Origin of the sequence: Streptomyces griseus (assembly GCF_001715295.1) — a bacterium.
Classification (GTDB): domain Bacteria; phylum Actinomycetota; class Actinomycetes; order Streptomycetales; family Streptomycetaceae; genus Streptomyces; species Streptomyces griseus_G.
The window spans coordinates 455738-473970 of record NZ_MDKB01000005.1; the positions used below are offsets into that span (position 1 = coordinate 455738).

Here is an 18233-nt window from a genome sequence, read left to right on the forward strand (position 1 = left end):
ACGATGGCGATTGAGGTTTCCGAGGGGTGGGCGACCCTCCTCAAGACTCTGACCGGCATGCCCTTCCCGCAGGCGAACGAGGACACCCTGCGGGTGGTCAGCGACGAGTATCGCCAGATGGCCGAGAAGTTCCGCGAGGTCGAGGAGCTTCTGCGGCAGGTCGTCAGCCGCGTCGACGAGGACTTCGAGGGCGAGACCGCGACGCGTTTCGTCGCGTACGCCCGGCAGTTCGTCGAGAGGACGAACGGCAACGAGAGCATCCTCGAGCGCGCCTACGAGGATGCCCTCAAGCTGTCGAAGAACGCCCACACGACCGCCGCCGACATCGAGTACACCAAGTGGATGATCTTCGGCCAGCTCGCCCTGCTGGTCGTGCAGATAGCCCTGGCCCAGGCCCTGATGCCGGTGACGGCCGGGCTGTCCGAGATCTGGGCCGCCGCCGCGATCGCCGCGTTCCGCTCCATGGCGTTGCTCATCCTCAAGTTCCTGCTGGCCCAGATCATCATGCAGACCGTCACCGGCCTCGTCGGCGGCCTGCTGCTCGACTCCATCCTCCAGCTCACCCAGATGGGCCGCGGCGACCGTACGGAATGGAACAAGGACTTCACCGCGGACGCCGCGAAGTTCGCCGCCATCGGCGGTGCGCTCGGCGGGCCGTTCGCCCTGCTGGGCGGTGGGCTCGGCAAGCTGCTCGGCAACCTGGGCGGCAAGGGACTGGGCAAGATCCTCGGCAATGACGCGGCGAACGTGCTGGGCAAGGGGCTGGGCGGAGGCGGCAAGGGCGCGGGGGGCGCCGCCGGGGGTGCGGGCAAGGCCGCGGGTGGTCTCGGCAAGGGCGCGGGGGGCGCGGGGGCGGGTGCCGCAGGCAAGGGCGCGGCCGGTGCGGGCGCGGGTGCCGGAAAGGGCGCTGGCGGCGCAGGCGCGGGTGCCGGCAAGGGAGCCGGTGGCGCGGGAGCCGGTGCGGGCAAGGGAGCCGGTGGCGCAGGCGCCGGTGCCGGAAAGGAAGCCGGGAGCGCCGGGGCGGGCGCGGGCAAGGGCGCGGGCGCGGCGGGCGACGGCGCGGCGGAAGCCGGCGGAAGGGCCGGAGCGGGGGCCGCGGGCCAGACGATCTCGGAGGAGTCCGCCCGCAAGCTCGGCGAGCGCCTGGGCACCATCATGGGCCGGACCAACGAATCCCTGAACCACCTGGGGGCGGACGGCGCGAGGGGGGCGGCCGCGGGCGCGGTCGGCAGGGAGGTCGTCAAGGACTTCGCGAACGCCTTCGAGAAGAACCTCGGGGACTCCCTCGGCAACGAGACCGCCCGGAATCTGGGCCGCGAGTACGGCGAGGCGCTGGTCAAGGGCTGGGGCGGCAAGGCGGACTGGCAGGGGCTGACCCACTCGCTGGACGACGCGCTCAAGCCGTACGTGAAGGACCTGGGCGAAAGCGGGGTACGAGCGCTCTCCCACGACCTGCCCGGCTCGTTCGTCCAGACCATCAGCAAGAACATCGAAGGAAACATCGGCTTCCGGATCGGCAACTTCGTCGGCGAGATCGCCGGCGAATCGAGCCACGCCGTGGTCACCGAGGGCATGTACAACCTGCTCTTCGGTCCCGAGCACAAGTTCACGGTCAGCGGCTGGACGGCGGCCGCAGGCGCGGCGGGCGGGGTGATGGGCCGGGGGGTGGCCCATGGCTTCCAATCCCTGCACCACGCGGTACAGGGCCCGCCGGCCGCTCCGCCGCCGCGCCCTCCGGTCTTCTCTTCCGACTCGCCGACCCCCCCGTCCACGACCCCACCGTCCGCGACGCCGCGGCCGAGCACCGAGTCGAGCGCGACGGTGCGGGACGGCTCCGGCACAAGGAGCGACGCGGACAACCACACGCTCACCGATTCGGCCTCGGAGTCCGGTTCGGACAGCGCATCGCCCACGCGGAGCGGCGACGACAGCACCTCGGACGGCGACAGCCTGTACTACCTGGACGTGGACGGCCTCTCGGACAGCCGGACGCTGTACTCGGGCGACGACGACGGGAGCGGCGCACCGTACGGTCTGTCCGAGGCACCCGCTCCCTCCTTCGCCACCAGTCCGAACGACACGGACTTCAGGAACAGCGCGCCCGAAGCCACCTTCAGGGACCACACGAACGAGACCACCAGCTCGAACGACACCTCCACCCCTCGCGCCACCGACCCCGCGAACGACTCCGGCGACTCGCCCGCCGACTCCCGCACGCCCGAGCCGCCCGTACCGCCGGACTCGGTGCCCGAGCTGGACCTCCTGCTGAACGGCCTCCCGGACGTACCCGGGACGCCGCCCTCCCAGGACCATGCGCTTGACGGGAACGTGACACCGGACCCCACGGACGCGCACGCGCTTCTGGACAGCCTCCCGGACGCACCGGGCACCACGCTCGGCACGGTGCTGTCGGCGGAGGCGGAGCGGCTCCTGGCGGACGTGCCCGACGCACCGCGGAACGACCTTCCGCGGACGTCCGACGACGGCTCAGGCGCGGCGTCGTCCAACCGGTCCGGCGACTCCGGGACGGGAAGCCGGACCGCTGACGAAGTCGACCGGCTCAAGGAGCGCCTGGACCGGCTCAAGGAGCGGCAGACCCCCGACCCCTCGGCCTCCGACCTGGCGGCACGACTGGAGAAGCTGCGCGAGGGCGGCTCCGACGAGCTCGGCCGCCCCGCACGGGTGGACGAACTCCGTGAGCAGTACCGCGCGGCCCTGGAGGAGGAGGGCGCCGACGGATGGGATCCCGACGGGACGACGACAGGACCCGAAGGCACCGGCGCGCTCCCGTACAACGGTGCGGGCGGCATCGCGGCGACGCCGCGCCCCGTACCGACCCCTTCCACGACGCCGGGGGCCGGCGCCTCCCCCGGCGGAGCGCGTCGTCAGACACCCCCAGGCCCGTCCCCGGACGGGTTCGACGCGCTGTTCCCCGAGGTCCCGCAGAACGAACCCGGTGCCCAACCCTTCGCGGGGGACGAGCCGGACCTCGTGTTCCCGGACGTTCCCGAGGCCCCGCCCGGCACCGAGTCCCCGGCCGGGAGTCGGGCGGAGACGGAGCGGACCGGAAGCGACAGCGACGGTACGGAGCCGGCCACGGATGGCTCACCGCATCCTGTCCGAACGGAGTCGCAGGACGAGCTGCCCTTCCGCGACGGCTTCGACGTACACGACGACGGCGATGTCGATGCGCTGATCACGCAACTCGACGCACTGGGCGGCCCCGGCGACGACCCGGTGACCCGGCTGGAGCAGCTGCCGGCCGCGCCCGAGGGCCTGACCCGCTCCGAGCAGCGCAGGCTGGCCAGGGACGTGGAGCGGGAGACCGGCTCCCTGCTGGCGGATGCGCGGCGGGTGGGCGTCGACAGGGAGACCCGGCAGCGGCTGAGCGAGCGCATCCGGGAGGACGCCCGGGCGGGCAGGTACGCCGATGCCGCCGGCGGCCTGCGGGAACTCGGCGACCTCGTCGCCGAGCACGGTCTCGGTGAACGCCTCCAGCAGTTCCGCCGTCATGTGGACCGCGGATACGAGACGCGCGCCGCACAGTTGGGCATGCGCCGTACGGAGTGGCTGCGCCATGCCCTCGACATCGAGCAGTCGGCCCTGGGCGGCGATCCGCGTCGCACGACCCAGTTGCTGGACGAGTTCGAGAACCGTCTCGGCACCCTCGGGTCCGAGCTGGGAGCCCGCGTCGACAACACCCCCGAGGCGCTCGAGAAGCGATTGGCCGACAACCGGCGGGCCGACGCCGAAGAGGCGGGCATGGACCGCGAGCGGTTCCTCGCCTGGGAGGACCGCCGGGAGCAGGCGGCGACCCCCGAGGATCTTCGCAGGGTGCAGGCCGACTACGACGCCGAGCTGAAGACCTCGCGGCGGCTCACGACCCTGCGGGATCTCGGCGCGTCCGAGAGTGAGCTGGCCGCCTGGAAGAGCCGGTTCGAAGGACCGGAGCGGGGCGGCGACCTCGACGCGCAGTACGAACGTCGTACGGTCACCCTCGGCGGGGAAGCAGAACTGGCGTCCTTCCAGGCACGGCTGGACGCCCTGGGTGAGGGCGGCCACCAGCAGGAGTCCCCGGAACCGCCGTCCCCGCCGCAGGACGGTCCCGGCGGCGACGTCGGGGACGGCGCCCCCGCCCGGGACCTGGCCGGGGACTCCCGGGCGGAGAACGACCGGATCCTGGAGGAGCGGCTCGACCGGCTGCGCGAGGGTACGGACGACCCCGGGATGTCGCGCGAGGAGCGGCAGCAGTGGGCGGAGCGGCATGCGAACGCCGAGGACGACACGGCGAGGCAGGCCGTCGAGCGGGAGCAGCTCGACCGGATGGCGCAGCTGGAGCGTGACCGGCGGCTGAGGGACATCGTGGACGGCGGTCCCGAGGGGGCGCGGCGCAGCCCCGAGCGCAGTGCCGCATGGCGGGACAGGCTGGCCGAGGCGGCGGACGACCCGCAGGCCGTCGACCGGGTCCTCGACGGCTACGACGCGGAGACGACGGAGCTGAGGCGTGAGGGGCGGGAGCGCCTGGAACAGGAATTGCGTGCTCCGGACCGCCTGCGAGACCTCGACCGGCGTATCGACCGCTCGCTCGACAAGCTGCCCGGAGAGATACGGGAACAGGCCGCCCACGACGCCCGCACGCTGGTGGAGCGTCTGCGGAACCTGGCCGCCCCCGGCGAGGGGCCGGCTGCGCCCAAGGTGGACGACGCCGTGCCGGAGAAGGGCACGGACGGCCAGGACACGGAGCTGACGGACGCGCCGGGCCCCTCCGGTGCCGGACCGTCGGCGACCGTACGCAATCCGGTCTCCCGGACAAATGTCGACGAGGGTTCCGGAAGCCCGGGGAAGTCCCCGCGGCCGGGCGGCTCCGAACAGGATCGGCGCGCTCCGGCAGTGCCGGGCGAGCAGCTGATGGAAGCTCAGCGGCAGCGGGGTGACGCGTCGGAGTCCGGGGAGTCGGACGGCGACAGGCTTCGCTCGCGGGAGCGGGACGACCTGCCCTCGTCGGACACCCGTCGGATACGTACGCAGACCGAGGACGACGCGCGGTCCCTCACCGACACGCGGACCGCTTCGGACTCCGATGCGGCCAACGACGTCTCTCTCACCTCCGACGACACGTCCGGGCTCAAGGCCGACGACATGCCGGGCCCGAAGGCTGATACGTCCGAACTCACGGCCGACGACACGGCCGATCACGAGGGCGATCGTGATGCGGACCGCGATGCCGACCGCGATGCCGATGCCGACCGTGAGGGAGGGGAGCCGTCCGGTAAGACCTCGGACAGCGACGACGCCGATTCCGTGGCCTCCGTCCCCGAGGACTCCGAGAGGCCGCTGAAGGAGAACGAGGAGCCGCCCGGCGGCCCCGGCAGGGACGGCTCCTCACCGGCCGGCCAGTCGGGCGTGCAGCAGCTCTCGGCCCGCGACAAGGCCCTGAACGCCCTCTCGGCGGACGAGTTCGAGCAGCGGATGTACCGGGCGCGCCGCGACCGCCCGGACCTGACGACCGACGAGGCCCTGCGCGACGAGGTGTACCGCCGGATCGAGAACCCCGGCGTGAAGGTGGAGCAGGCGGGGACCCTCGCCCCTCCCCTGCTGAGCAAGGGCGTGGAGCCGCTCCTGGCGGGGCGGGCCGGTGAGTTCGTCACGTTCGACGACAACGCGATGCTGCCCACGTCGATGAAGGGCCACGGGCACGGGCGGTTCACCCTCCGGGGTACCGACCAGCTGGCCGCTTCCCTCATGACGCGGTGGGGTCTGGACCCGGACGGGCTCGAGGCGTTGAAGCTCGTGCTCACTCAGAGTCCGCATACGCTGCTAGCCCCCCGGACCTTCGTCCTGCCGACCGTGGGCGGAGGCCACCGGGAGATCTCCCTCTCGGTGGAGAGCTACGGGAACTGGCGGCGCCATGCCGAACCGTCGGCGCCGGCCGCCGCGAAAGACGCAACCGCCCCCGCACCGGTCGGGGACGGAGCCCGGAACGAGGGCGGCGCGACCACGCCGGTGGCGACGGAGCCGCGGACGGAGGGGTCCACGACGACCGCCGCGCCGAAGACGGACGCGTCGGGGACCGACGGGGCCGAGGCCGCCGGGGCAAAGAGCGCCGAAGCCGCCGGGACCAAGGCTGCCGAGGCCGCCGCGGCCAAGACCGCCGACGCCCCCGTGAAGGTCGAGACCGAACTCCGCACCCGCCCCGGTGCGACCGAGACCAAGACCCTCGGCACCTCCCGTGCCTTCGGACTGGCGGTCCCACTCGGTCCCTCCGCCGGAACCATCGGCGCGCTGGGCTCGGTGTCGCTCAGCGGGCGGCGTATGGAGGCCGCCTACACCTACACCCAGGAGAGCCGCGCCCAGAGCAGCGTGACCGCGGTCGGCAAGGACGGCAGTCACCTCCACGTGAGCGACCTGCACATCGTCGTCGAGTCCTCCCGTGCCTGGGACAAGAAGGGGCGGGAGCAGCACGCGGACCCGCAGCGGACCGAGGCCACCGACCGGATGCGCTACCGCATCCAGGACGGCGTCACCTGGCGGGTCCCGGACAGCGTCACCGACCCGGCGATCCCGGACCGGCTTCCCCCCGCGTTCGTGTTCGCGCCCGGCGCCCGGCCGCACCTGCTCGCACCGCTGAGCGTCACCACGGAGACCCGGGTGCTGGACTGGGCGCTCAGGAACTTCCCCGACGCGGCCCCCGGCAGCTTCCTCCGCCGCCAACTGGCCGATCTGTTCGGCGAGGAGAGCCTGCGCACCATGATCGCGCAGAGCTCCGGGGAGACGGTGGTCACCGCCCCGCTCTTCGCCACCCCGGGCAACCGCTCGCTGGGCTCCGTGGAACTGCGGCTGGTCCCGGTCGATGCCACGCTGCTCCAGGCGTCCGACTCGACCGAGGTCAAGAAGGCCGACGCACAGCGCGTCACCGCCACCACGGAGAAGAAGAACACCCAGGGGGCCGCGATCGGGCTGTCGGCCGGTCCCCAGTTCTCGCTGCTCCAGCCCGCGGGCACCCTGAACCTCCAGGTCGCGGCATCGGCCGGTCTGACGACCCAGCGTGCGGAGAGCAGTTACAGCGGCAACACGGCCGAGTCCGTGCGGACCCTCAACAGCCGCGGCCACTCCGGGCTGTACGACATCCGCTTCCGTCTGGAGCTGCGCCGGCAGGGTGGCACCTGGGAGTCACCCGTACCGGTGGGACCGACCGGCCGGACGGGCGGGAACGACCCGGCCGGGGACGGCGCCTTCCTGACGGCCACCGTGCAGCTGCCGCGGGCCGACGCCCGCAGGCTGGCCGGGTGGGACGACGGCACCGCGCCCGTCCCGGACGCCGAAGCTCCCCCCGCTCCCGCGTACCTGTCACCGTCGAACCCGGCGACGTTCGGCCTGCACGCGGTCCTGGACCTGGCGGCGACCCGCGACCCCCTGTCGGGCCCGCCCCCGTCATCGCTGGCGGACGAACTGGCCGAGCGCATCCAGGCAGGCCTGCACCACGCCTACCGCGACCTGGTGCTGCCGCCCCGGCCGGAGACCGCGGTCACCGGTGAGCGTCCCCGTGGCAGCGACCGGATGTACGACAGAGCGGTGCGCAACACCCATCTGCTGCGCCAGGCGCTCTCGCGCACGGTGCTGGAGGGCTCGCTCGACCGCCTCACGAGCACCGGACTGCGCATCCAGCTGGAGCAGTTGGGCTCCGTCGACAAGCGGTACGTCGTGCTCACCGTGCGCGCGCAGGCGACGGACCGCCGGTTCGTGGGGACCCACCACGACCTGGGTCTGGCCAACAACGTCCTGTCGACCCGCCGCGCGGACAGCGCGACCACACGGACGCACGGCTGGTCGGTCGGCGTCGACGCGGGACTGACCGGCATCGAACGCTTCGGCGGCACCGGCAGCATCGGCTACCGGTACGGCAGGCAGACCGCCTACGGCATGACGTACGGTCCTACGCTGACCCCGGACGGCGGCATCACCAGTTCCGGGTCGCAGCACCTGTGGTCGTACGACCTCACCTTCACCGCGGAGGCCACCAGTTTCACCCGGCCGCGCCAGACCGCGAGGACCCTGACGGGCGAACTGCTCAGCACTCGCTGGTTCGTGAAGCAGGCAGCCGGGAGCGTCGACCTCCTGCGTGCCGGGCAGGCCGACGGAGCGGCCGGGCAGATCGGCGGAGCGGCCGCGCAGGCCCCCGTCACCGGTCGTGTCACCCTCGCCGTCCCCGCGTCGCTGTCCGTCCCGTCCGCCCTGCCCGTCAGCCGGCCCGGGACGGTCCCGGACTTCGTGCCGATGGACCGGGCCAGGGCGGAACTGCTCTCCTCCGGGAAGCCCGTCCCCCCGGACGGCTGGACGCCCCACGCCCTCTTCGGCGGCCTGCACTCCGTGCAGAGCGTCCACTCGCCCGAGATCGTGCAGCACCACCTCAAGGACCTGCTCGCCTCCGTCTCCGGCAACTCCTGGGTCTACGGAACCGACGGGACGCCCGCGTCCGGCGCTCTGGCGGAGGCGTTCGCCGTCGGCCGCAACGAGGCGGACTTCAGCGACGCGGCGCAGACGGGCAAGCACGTCAGCGACCTGTTCGGACGGACGGCCGTCACCGACATCACCGCCTCGGTCAGCGCCTGGCCGCAGGTGCTCCGGCCCCGCGTGGTCGCCGTCGTCGACTCCGGCGACCTGGCCCTCTCCCACATCGGCTCGGGAACCAGCGGGGCGGGGCACTCGGTCGCCCGTACCAGCAGCCATGCCGTCTCCCTCCTGGGCGCGTTCCGGGCCAAGCACACCGACGCGTTCCGGACCGCCGGCACCTACGGCCTCACCTGGTCGCCGTACCAGCGCACCAGCACCGCGACCGAGGCCGCGACCTTCTCCGCGAACCCGGCCCACACGGTTCAGTACACCGGACCGATGGCCCTGGTCAGCGCCGATGTGGCCTGGCACCTCGCGGCCCGCTCCCAGCCGTCGGGTCTGCTCCGGGCTCCCGCGGAGCTGGTCGCCGGGCGACCGCCGCAGGGCAGGGTCGTGGAGATCCCCGACGGCGTGCTCGTATGGATGCCCCTCGCGGAGGCGAGGCGGGCCGGGATCTTCGACGACGGCCTCACCCCTCCGCCGCCCTCCCCGCTCTTCACCGCCGCCGATGCGGCCGTCCACGGCACGCTCACGGTCGGCCGCATCGACATGGCCCCGGCGATCCGCGATTTCACGGATCTCCTGCTGGCAACTCTCCCCAAGCACAAGAGCTGGCTCGGGCCCAAGAGCCTGCTCGCCGACCAACTAGGCGGTCTGCAGCGGCAGATGACCGCACTGTCTCCGTCCGGTGTGCGCGCCCTCCAGACAGGTATGGAGAACGGCGGCCTCTCGCTGCGACTGGCCCGGAACAAGATCGGGCCGGCCAAGGACGCCAGTCTCACCGTGACGCTGAGGCGGTCCGGCTTCACCTCCGGCGCGCTGCGCCACGACGTCAAGCCCACGATCACCCGGCCCACGTCCACGGCGGAGACCGTCACGGAGAAGCTGGCGCGCGGGTACGAGGCCGGCTACCGGCTCGGCGAGATGCCCACCGTCCTGGACGCACCGGCCCTGCGCAACGGCGGCTTCACGCTCGACGACCGGGTCGGGTCCAGCCGTTCGTCCTCCCTCGCCCACGCGGTCACCGACGCTGTCAGCGCTCAAGTGGCCTTCGAGGGACCGGTGGTGACCGGCCGGACGGCGTTCCACGTCACCTTCACGCTGGAGCTGCCCGGCGGGAAGACGGTGACGGGCACCTATCCGGTCGGTGACGCCGAGGTGGTGCTGCCCCTGAGCCTCGCCCGCCCGGGCGGGACCGAAGAGCCGGGCACGGCACCGGTGACGGACACGGATCCGGTCGGTGACGCCGGAGCCGTACCGCCCCCGAGCCCCGTCCGCCCGGGCAGGACCGAACAGCCGGGCACGGCGGTGCGGACCGCCGGACCGACGGGGACGCCCGCTCCTCCGATGCTGCTTCCGCCGGACCGGCAGGCCATGGCGTTGCGGGAGCGCGGCACCGCGGGCAGGAGGTTGTTCGCCACCGGTCCGGAGAGCGTCGTCGTCATCACGGTCGGCGGCATCGCCACCCTCCGGGAGGCCGCTGCGTACGCCGTCGACGTCGCCGTCAGGGGACGCGGTGCGAGGAGCGACACGGCGACGGCCATGCCCACCGTCGAGGGCCGTTACGTGCGTACGACGGCGCTGACGCGGCCCGGCACCCCGGCCGGTGAAGTCCTCAAGGGTGCCCTCAGTACCGACGTACTGAGCGCCTACCTGCCGCAGTTGGTCCGCGACAACCTGAGCGTCACGCTGCACGACACCAGCTCGACGGTCGGCGGGACGGACGCGACCCTGCGGATCTCCGCGGACGTGGACCTGTCCCGGGCCCGCCTGCTGGCCGTGGACCCGCAGGCGGGACTCGGCGGCAGCCGGCGGACCATGGACAACGACACGTACACGGGTGACACCACCGATGCCCACATGCCCGCGATGACCGCGGGTCCGGGCTTCGAGTCGCAGCCCGTCGTCCAGACCACGGCCGCCGTGCCGGGCTGGGCGGACTCGGACGCGGCGGGCGGTGCCGCCGACCGCCGGACCTCCGCGCTGACCACGCTCAAGCCCTTCGCCGGCGGGGCCGTGCTGATCCAGGCGCCCGTGCACGTGGTCCAGACGGCGAAGGCCTCCCACCGCGTCGCGGACCTTCCGGGGGTCGCCTCGGTGCTCGGTCGCGGCACCCGGCCGCCTGTCACCGTGGAGCACACGGTCCAGGACGGGGTGACGATGTGGGTGTCGTTCGACGTCGCCCGGGAACACGGACTGCTGCCCCCCGAGGTCGAGGCCGCCGCGGACACCGTCAAGGCGCAGACCAAGAAGTACACCGAGGCGGCGAAGACGGTGGAGACGTCCGAACGGCGTCTGCGCACCCTCGGCAGCGAGGTCGCCTCCCTCCGGACGGAACTGCGGCACCTCCTGGAGGCACCGGCTCCCACCGGCGCGGACGTGGCCGCCGCGCGCGAACGGCTGGCCACGGCCCTCACCCGGTACGCCGCGTCCCAGCAGGACCTGGTCAACCACCGCCGGGACGTCACGACGGCCGAGCAGCACCTCGCCGGCGCGTCCGAGGCCGCCTGGCAGGCGGTCGAGCACTACGCGATCACCGGCACCCGCCCCTCCGGCACGCCGCCCGTCGCCTGGAAGGAGCCGACCGCGGCAGCGACCGCCGAAGAGGCTCCCGCGACGGTCACCGGCTATCCCCCGCTCGCCGACCTCCTCGAAGGCACGGGGCCTTACGCGGGCCCGGCCGCGGACCTGACCGGAGTGCCGCACCTCGTCACCCGGGAGGACGTTCTCGCCCGTACGGAGTTCTGGCTCGGCGACGCCGGGCCGCGGTCGGACACGGACGCCGTACGCCGCGAGGAGACCAAGGCGGCGGGCTGGGCGCAGCGCCTGCGGACGGCGGACGCCGCCTTCCGGTCGTCGCTGGAGGCAGTCCTGGACGCCCGGCACGCCATGGAGGCCGCCCGGCTGCGGGAGGCCCGGGCCGGCAAGACGCCGGATCGGCCGGACACCGCGGGCAGGCTGGAGGCGGCCGAGGCCGGTGTACGGACCACCCGGTCGGCGTACGACACGGCGGTCGCGCACCTGAGGGCCCACTACCGGGAACTCGGCCTCACGCAGACGAACTGGACGACGGTGGACGCGGCCACGCGCCGCCTCCTGGCGCCGCGGCCCGAAGGAAGCGACCCCCTCGTCGTCACACCCTGGCACCCCGTGCCGGAACCCGAGGGCTATGTCCGTCCCGCCGACGCGGCGTCCGTCCCCGAGCCGTACACCGCGCAGGGCAAGGACGCCGAGGGCCGGCCTGTCACCCTGAAGGCGCCGGACGGCCGTGTCCTCGAGCTCGTGGACCCCCCTTCCACGGGGCCCGCGCAGCTCGGAATCGGGACGAGTTTCCACCGGTCCCTCCTCGACGCGGTCGAGCGCGCCCATCCGGGGCTCCTCTCCGAACTGGGGCTCCGTGCGCGGGGCAGAGACCTCTCCGCCGACGATGTCCAGCACCTGAGGCAGCGCCTGGCCGACCGCCTGACGGCGGACCGCGACGAACTCACCGAGTTCCTCGCGATCGACCCGCAGGAGCGGTTCACCGCTCGGGAACTGGCCGACGCGGGCATCGTGCTCAGCCCGGCGGAAGCCGCCGAGCACACCGCCTCGCGCCACCGCCTCCCGGACGGCGTGGCCGCCCGGCTGTCCCCCGGCCAGCGCCTGGAACTGGCGCGTACGACTCTGCTGCGGTCGGGCGACGGGCAGATCGGCGACCGCAAGGACGCCGGCTGGAACCACTCCGCGGGTGACCTGGCCGCGCTGCTGGCGGCCCGGGTGCTCGGGGTCCCGGTGACCGTGGTCCTGTCGGACCTGAACCATCTGACGTTCGGCGCTCCCGGAACGGACCCGGGAGGCGACACCCGGTCCGGCGTGGTCCTGCACGTGGCGGACGACCTGTACCGGCCCGCCGTGCCTCTCGCGGCCGACGACCTGCTGCTCAACGCCGACTCGGAGATCACTCAGCAACCGGCCGGCCCGGCTTCGTCCCGGAGCACCGCGACCGCGCCGGCCGGCGATGCTCCTGCCGGTCCGGTCCACTACGTGGGCGCCGGTCTCGGTCCGTCGGCCGTGGTCCCCAGGGAACTCCATTTCGTCTGGCTGGGCGGCGAACTGACCGACGGCGCCCGCGCCAACCTCCGGACGTGGGCGGCCAAGGCGGAAGAAGCACAGTGGAAGCTGACGATCTGGGCGGATGAAGGCGGCCGGCGCACCAACAAGGAGTTCCTCAAGGGCCTGGCCGATTCCGGCACCGTTCATCAAGGCCGGGTCGAGGACCTGTTCAAGAAGGACAAGACCCCCGGCGGGGAGAAGCTGCCCTCCAAGGTGTCCAAGCTGTACGAGGCCGCGCGCAAGCAGAACAGCTTCGCGATGGCCTCCGACATCGCCAGGTACGCCCTCCTCCACAAGCACGGCGGGGTGTATCTCGATGTGGACCTGGGCCCCGGAGAGGTCGTACTGCGCCCCGAGGGCGTCACGATGCCCAGGGGCGACGACACCCTGCCGATGTTCGGTCCCATGCTCCGCGACCCCCACAGCGTCCGGAGGCTGCTCGGACTCGCGGAGAACGCACCCGTGACCGCGGACCACATCCACCAGGCCGCCGAAGTCGCCTACCGGGAAGGCCGCTTCGGGAACCAGTTCATCGTCACCCACGCCCGGAGCCGCTTCATGAAACAGGTTCTGGACCATCTGCCGGACATCAACAACAAGGACGCCTACGCCAGGGGTGTTCTTGAGCTGGCCATGAAGTCGAAGAACGTGGGCGCCAGTACCGGACCGATCTTCCTCCTGCGGCAGTTCAACGAGCACATCAAGTCCCTTGACACCACACAGTCCCCCAGCGCCAGATTCGGGCCGCCGGCCGAGTTCCGTGTCCGGGCAGCCGAGTGGACGGACTGGACCCGTCTGGACTGGCTGACCGACGAGAGCGAGAACCAGGAGGCCCCCCGGAGCACGTCCGCGCCCACCCGGAACAAGACGCTGGCCAAGCGCCTCGGCGACACCGTCAGGTCGATCAAGGGCTCCGTACGATGGGGCAGCGGCAGGTCCGGGTCGGGCACCGCACCGCTGCCGAACGACGGAACCCTGCTGAGCGGCCTCGACCCCGCACCGGAGCGGCTCGAGCGGGGCAGCGGGACGTCGAGGGACGAACTCGTCGGCAAGGACGGCCGGAAGGCCTCCTTCGAGCAGGCGCGCCAGAGCCTCCGGACGATCCGGGACGCCGCGGGCGAGGTCATCGGATACGCCTCGCACAGTGACCGGGACTGGGCTCCGCGCAAGGACTTCTACGCGCACTACCGCGCCGACGAGACGTCCTTCAAGGCCTACCGGACGACGGACGCCGGCACGTTCGTCCCCGTGGCCGAGGACCAGGCCTCGCCTCGCACGGTTCCGTGGCACACCGGCACGGACACCCCGGCCGGGCAGCGGGCACCCCGCCCGGTCTTCTTCGACGCGCACGGCTCGCAGGACGGCGTCAAGCTCCACATCGGCGAGGGTCTTCCGCTCGAGGTCGACGGCGCCCAGTTCGCGCGCTTCATGGAAACCCTGGCGGACCCCGACCGGCCTCCGGCTCCGGTGGTGCTGGTGGCCTGTGACACCGCGAACGTCCGCTCCACCGACGGTGGAAGCGTCCTGCGGGACGCGGCACGGGCGGTACCCGGACGCCGCTGGTACGCCCCCGATGTCGCGGTCGGCCACGTGGGACCGCGGGCCGGAGCCGCCGCGGGCGGGGCAACCGGGGTGCTGGCCCTTCTCCAGGACCGCACGACCGGGCGCCAGGGCCGGTGGGTGACCGCCGGCGGGCCCACCGAACCGGAGACCCCGCTCACACGGCAGGGAGGACGGACCGGCGAGATCGCCGACGGCAGGGCGGGACTCCTGGACGGTCCGCGCCTGCGCCACGACGCGGACGAGCTGTTGCCGAACTTCCCGCCCGCGGACACGTCGTCCGCCGCATCCGTCGGCCTGAGCCTGGGCGGCGGCACGGGCGAGCCGCGGGCGATCCCCAAGGAACTGAACTTCGTCTGGCTGGGCGGAGAGATGACGTCCGCCGCCCGTGCGAATCTTCGGAGCTGGGCGGCCAAAGCCGAAGAGGCCGGCTGGAACATGCGGATCTGGACGGACGAGGGCGGCGGCACCGCCAACCGGCAGTTCCTGGACGACCTCGCGGCGAGCGGCCCGGTGACGAATCGGCCGGTCACGTCCCTGTTCGAGAAGACGTGGACGAACCCGTTGTCCAACGACGTGCTGTCGAGGGCCCGGCGCCTGTACACGTCGGGCCAGGAGCGCCGGAGCTTCGCGATGGCCTCGGACGCCGCCCGGTACGCCCTCCTCTACAAGCAGGGTGGGGTGTACCTCGATGTGGACCTGGCACCTGGGGAGTTCGTCCTGCCGGCCGAAGGCGTTCAGATGCCGACGGGCGACAACCTCCCCATGTTCGGGCCCGGTCTGCGCGACGAGACCAGTGTGTTCGGACGGTCGGCCCGCGGTGAGGCACCGGATCCGGAGCAGGTACTCACCCCCGAGGTCATCCGCGCTGCGGCCGTGGACCGTTACCGGCGGGGCGAGTACGGCAATCAGCTGATCGCGGCCCATCAGCACAACCCGTTCCTGAAGCATCTGTTGCGGAACCTGGTCGACATGAAGTCCCTGACGCCCCTGGAGCGGGGGGCGAAGGAAGGGGAGATCAAGGCTCGGAACGTGGCAGGCATCTCGGGGCCCGGCTTCATCGACGCACAGATGAACGAGTACAACCGGCTGTGGGAGAGGGAGCATCCTGCCGAGAAGAAGGAGCAGCTGAGGGGAGCGGACCGGTTCAGGCCCTCGGACGCGGCCAGGGACGTCTGGATCGACCTGGCCTGGGTGACGCCGGAGAGCGCCAACCAGGAGACCGCGTCACTGACCGATGCGCGTGAACCGGCAACGGAGCCGGTCCCGCGTTCCGCCACCGTGCGGGAGAGGCTGAGGAAGTTCACCGGCACGTTCAGGAGCGGTCACCGGGACGGCGACGGCACCGGTTCGTTCTCCGGCTCCCAGGGGTTCCTCTCCAACAGCCGGACCGTGTCCTCGGCCGGCGACGGAATCGAACTGCCGCCCTCGGCCGGCCCCCTGTTCCCGCCCGCGCCCGGCAACCTGACACCGGACGCCGTGCTCACGGGCACGGACGGACGTCAGGTCTCCTTCGGCCAGGTCTACGAAGGCCTCGAGGTGATTCGTGACGTCGACGGCAGGTCGCTGGGCTACGCGTCGCACACCGTGCGGGACTGGGCCCCCCGGAAGGACTTCTACGCCACCTACCGCTCGGACGAGGTCCTGTTCGCCCACTACCGGCCCACGGAGGAAGGGGGGTTCGTACTCGGCACCGGCAGCGGCACGGAGTCACCGGCCGGCAAGGTGCCGTGGCAGGCCGACGCATCCGCGCGGGATGCGAAGGAGCCGGTCAGGCCGCTGTTCTTCGACGCGCACGGCACCGAGAACGGCATCGAACTCCATGTGGTGGGCAAGGAGCCGCTGGTCGTCGACGGTGCCCGGTTCGCGCGTTTCATGGAGACGCTCAGGGACCCGGCGCAGCCCCCGGCTCCGGTCGTACTGGTCGCGTGCGAGACGGCGAAGATCCGGAGTGGCGACGGCGGGAGCGTGGCGACGGACGCGGCCCGTACCCTACCCGGACGTCTCTGGTACGCGCCCGACACCGAGGTCGGCCACGCCGGACCGACGCACGACTCCGACCGCGTCACGGGGGTGCTGGGTCTGCTCGCGGATCCAGTCGCACAGCGCCGCGGTGCGTGGGTCGTGGCGGGAGAGTCACTCGAGACCGGTCCGGCTTTCGTCCCCGCCCCGCGGGAGGATCCGGTGCCGCCCACCCCCACGTTCTCGGACCTGATCTTCCACACCCTCAACGCCGCCCCGCGGGAGACCGTCGACCTCAGCACCGTCCTCCACGACCACCCCCTCACCGCCCCAGGCGAGAACCCCGCAGTCCAGCGCGACCACCGCTCCACCACCGGCCCGACTCCTGACCGCTCGCCCACGTCACGTGCACCCGGTAACTCCGCTGACGCTCCGACGACGACAACGCCGGGCGCGCGCACGGCCGATGGCCGCGGGGACAGCGAGATCATCGACAGTTGGCGGGCTCTGTCGACGGTGCCGCGGGCGCGGCGCTCCAACGCTCTGCAGCACATCGATACGGCTGTCCACGAGTGGGCGAACGGAGGCCGGCAGCTGCCTGGCGCCCATGACACCAACCAGCGTCAGCTGGAGGCCATCCTCGATGCCGTGGAAGCGTGGAGGGCAGGCAAGAAGGGCCCCAGCGACCGCGCCGGGGCGGTCGACCGCCTGACCGCACACGTCCGGTCCGAGTTGGACGATCTGCACCAGCGCATCGCCGAGCGGGCGCACCAGGCACAACTTGTCGACCGGTACGCCCGTATCCATCCTGAGGTGAGCGACTTCGCGGGCCGACGGTTGCCGGATCGGGTCGATCCGGCGAACAACCCCGCGCACAACATCTTCACCGGCGACCGCACCCACCACGGCGCATTGTCGGACGATGCGCTCGATGCTGCCGATGAGCTCTCGCGTCAGCAGTTGGCGGCCAAGCGGGATCAGGCAGCGGCTGGTGGCGTGACCGTCGACGCGGGTGTGTCCGCCGATCGCGTACGGGAGTTGATGGACAGCACCCGCAACGACCTGACCCACTCCACGCTCTACCCGGAACTCACCTCCTATCTCGACCGGGCCGACCAGGCCGAGGCTCTCGACACCGGTTCCCACCTCGGGAAGCTGACGCCCGTGCTCGAGGATGTCCACGGCACGCGGGTCACCGTCCACGGGGACCCCACGGACAGCCTCCGCGACGCTCGGATCGACAACTTCCGCAAGGCCGTGAGCGCGGTGCAGGAGGCCGGCTTCCACGTTCCCGATGTCGAACTGCACCTGCCCAAGTACGGCCGGTTCCTGGAAGTCCACAACGACCTTGTCGCCGAGCGGAGCGGGGGCCGGCTACAGCGCGCCGAGTACCTCGCACCCAACGCGGTGATCGCCTCGCCCGATGTCGTCGGCAATCCGTTGACCAACAAGCTCGCCGGCGATCGGTACCGCTACCTCTCGACCGAGCTCGACCCCTCCGGCGTCGGCACGATGGTGCATGAACTGGGACACTTCCTGCACTACGTCAACGCCCGCGCCCAGTACCACGATCTGGCCTTCACACAGTTCACCGGCCGCAGCGGGCAGGGCGGCGACGCCGTACCCCATCAGGCTCTCGCCCTTGGGGTGAGCGCCTACGCCGCCGGCAACCCCCGCGAGTTCGTGGCGGAGGTCTTCACCGGGCTGGTGTACGGGAAGCCGTTCCCGCCCGAGGTCATGCGGATGTACCACGGGCTCGGGGGCCCAGTACCAACTCCACGGACGGATGCCAGGTCGCCTTCGGCCGGCTCTGCGGAGGCCTGAAGGTGATGCGTGACACCGACGGCCGGACGCCGGGCCACGCGTCACAGGCGCAGATCCGCAATGACGACGGCCGGAACGTGGCGATGGACGCGCACATGCCCTACCCGGACGTCTCCGTTGCGCACCCGACACCGAGGTCGGCCACGCCGCACCCGTCGAACGGCTACGACGGTGCCACGGGTGTG

General features: G+C 72.3%; 1 protein-coding gene. It reads left to right on the forward strand.

The annotated features are described in order from the left end of the window. The first annotated feature begins 3 nt into the window (after positions 1-3). Positions 4-18048, forward strand: coding sequence for a glycosyltransferase (locus BA175_RS26805; RefSeq protein ID WP_069174094.1), 18045 nt, complete (start codon positions 4-6; stop codon positions 18046-18048). Positions 18049-18233 lie beyond the last annotated feature (185 nt).

Excerpts from the sequence above, each read along its gene's own strand:
- BA175_RS26805 (WP_069174094.1), top strand. The coding sequence starts at position 4 with ATGGCGATTGAGGTTTCCGAGGGGTGGGCGACCCTCCTCAAGACTCTG.